1 rRNA gene is annotated in these 3095 nt (G+C 50.0%); it reads left to right on the top strand.

The annotated features are described in order from the left end of the window. Positions 1 to 188: 188 nt before the first annotated feature. Positions 189 to 3075, top strand: a 23S ribosomal RNA gene (locus tag AYW75_RS18370). Positions 3076 to 3095 lie beyond the last annotated feature (20 nt).

Genomic DNA, 3095 nt, shown 5'->3' with positions numbered 1-3095 from the left:
TCTGACTTAGTGCTTTGCACTAAACTTGCTCTTTAACAATTTAACTTTTTGAAATAGACGATAATCAAGCGTCAAACCGGTGGAAAGCCTCTTTAACCTAGAGGACTTTCTATGATCGTAAATCCAACTGAGACACAAAAGCTCGTTGGTATGTAGTTCAGAATAGGTAAGACTATTTTGGGTTATATGGTCAAGTGACCAAGCGTGCACGGTGGATGCCTTGGCAGTCAGAGGCGATGAAGGACGTGGTAATCTGCGAAAAGGTTCGGGGAGTTGATAAACAAACTTTGATCCGAACATGTCCGAATGGGGAAACCCACCCGCTTGCGGGTATCGTATGGTGAATACATAGCCATACGAGGCGAACCCGGGGAACTGAAACATCTAAGTACCCGGAGGAAAAGAAATCAACCGAGATTCCCTTAGTAGCGGCGAGCGAACGGGGATTAGCCCTTAAGTTGAATTGGTGTTAGTAGAAGGCTCTGGAAAGTGCCGCCATAGTGGGTGATAGCCCCGTATACGAAAACGCCTTTTTAATGAAATCGAGTAAGACGGGACACGTGATATCCTGTTTGAATATGGGGGGACCATCCTCCAAGGCTAAATACTCCTGACTGACCGATAGTGAACCAGTACCGTGAGGGAAAGGCGAAAAGAACCCCAGTGAGGGGAGTGAAATAGAACCTGAAACCGTGTACGTACAAGCAGTGGGAGCGGACTTAGTTCCGTGACTGCGTACCTTTTGTATAATGGGTCAACGACTTAATGTTAGTAGCAAGCTTAACCGTTTAGGGGAGGCGTAGGGAAACCGAGTCTTAATAGGGCGTTCAGTTGCTAGCATTAGACCCGAAACCGGGCGATCTATCCATGAGCAGGTTGAAGGTTGGGTAACACTAACTGGAGGACCGAACCCACGTACGTTGAAAAGTCCGGGGATGACTTGTGGATTGGAGTGAAAGGCTAATCAAGCTCGGAGATAGCTGGTTCTCCTCGAAAGCTATTTAGGTAGCGCCTCGCGTATTGCCATTGGGGGTAGAGCACTGTTTGGGCTAGGGGGTCATCCCGACTTACCAACCCCATGCAAACTCCGAATACCAATGAGTATGAGCGCGGGAGACACACGGCGGGTGCTAACGTCCGTCGTGGAAAGGGAAACAACCCAGACCGTCAGCTAAGGTCCCAAAGTTACAGTTAAGTGGGAAACGATGTGGGAAGGCTTAGACAGCTAGGAGGTTGGCTTAGAAGCAGCCATCCTTTAAAGAAAGCGTAATAGCTCACTAGTCGAGTCGGCCTGCGCGGAAGATATAACGGGGCTAAAACTGTACACCGAAGCTACGGATACTAGTTTACTAGTATGGTAGAGGAGCGTTCTGTAAGCCGTTGAAGGTCAAGCTGTAAAGCAGGCTGGAGGTATCAGAAGTGCGAATGTTGACATGAGTAACGATAAGGGGAGTGAAAAACTCCCCCGCCGGAAGACCAAGGTTTCCTGTCCCATGTTAATCAGGGCAGGGTGAGTCGGCCCCTAAGGCGAGGCAGAAATGCGTAGTCGATGGGAAACAGGTTAATATTCCTGTACTCGTACATATTGCGATGGAGAGACGGAGAAGGCTAGGCCAGCACAGCGATGGTTGTCTGTGTTTAAGGCGGTAGGTTTGGGACTTAGGCAAATCCGGGTCCCTTTAAGACCGAGAACTGACGACGAGCCCTCTTTTGGGTGAAGTGGTTGATGCCATGCTTCCAGGAAAAACTTCTAAGCTTCAGATATGATCGAACCGTACCCCAAACCGACACAGGTGGTCAGGTAGAGAATACCAAGGCGCTTGAGAGAACTCGGGTGAAGGAACTAGGCAAAATGGCACCGTAACTTCGGGAGAAGGTGCGCCGGCCGATGTGAAGGACTTGCTCCGTAAGCATCAGTCGGTCGAAGATACCAGGTGGCTGCGACTGTTTATTAAAAACACAGCACTCTGCAAACACGAAAGTGGACGTATAGGGTGTGACGCCTGCCCGGTGCTTGAAGGTTAATTGATGGGGTTAGCGTAAGCGAAGCTCTTGATCGAAGCCCAAGTAAACGGCGGCCGTAACTATAACGGTCCTAAGGTAGCGAAATTCCTTGTCGGGTAAGTTCCGACCTGCACGAATGGCGTAACGATGGCCACACTGTCTCCACCCGAGACTCAGTGAAATTGAAATCGCAGTGAAGATGCTGTGTATCCGCGGCTAGACGGAAAGACCCCGTGAACCTTTACTATAGCTTCACAGTGAACTTTGAACCTACTTGTGTAGGATAGGTGGGAGGCTTTGAAACGTAGACGCCAGTTTACGTGGAGCCAATCTTGAAATACCACCCTGGTATGTTTGAGGTTCTAACTCAGATCCGTTATCCGGATCGAGGACACTGTGTGGTGGGTAGTTTGACTGGGGCGGTCTCCTCCCAAAGAGTAACGGAGGAGCACGAAGGTGCGCTCAGCATGGTCGGAAATCATGCATAGAGTGTAAAGGCAAAAGCGCGCTTAACTGCGAGACAGACACGTCGAGCAGGTACGAAAGTAGGTCTTAGTGATCCGGTGGTTCTGTATGGAAGGGCCATCGCTCAACGGATAAAAGGTACTCCGGGGATAACAGGCTGATACCGCCCAAGAGTTCACATCGACGGCGGTGTTTGGCACCTCGATGTCGGCTCATCACATCCTGGGGCTGAAGCCGGTCCCAAGGGTATGGCTGTTCGCCATTTAAAGTGGTACGCGAGCTGGGTTTAGAACGTCGTGAGACAGTTCGGTCCCTATCTGCCGTGGACGTTTGAGATTTGAGAAGAGTTGCTCCTAGTACGAGAGGACCGGAGTGAACGAACCTCTGGTGTTCCGGTTGTCACGCCAGTGGCATTGCCGGGTAGCTATGTTCGGACGGGATAACCGCTGAAAGCATCTAAGCGGGAAGCCTCCTTCAAGATAAGATCTCACTGGAACTTTAAGTTCCCTAAAGAGCCGTTCGAGACTAGGACGTTGATAGGTTGGGTGTGTAAGTGCTGTGAGGCATTGAGCTAACCAATACTAATTGCTCGTGAGGCTTGACCATATAACACCAAAATGGTTTTT

The organism is Marinomonas atlantica (genome assembly GCF_001639725.1).
GTDB lineage: Bacteria > Pseudomonadota > Gammaproteobacteria > Pseudomonadales > Marinomonadaceae > Marinomonas > Marinomonas atlantica.
This window is presented reverse-complemented; position numbering and strand designations above follow the sequence as displayed.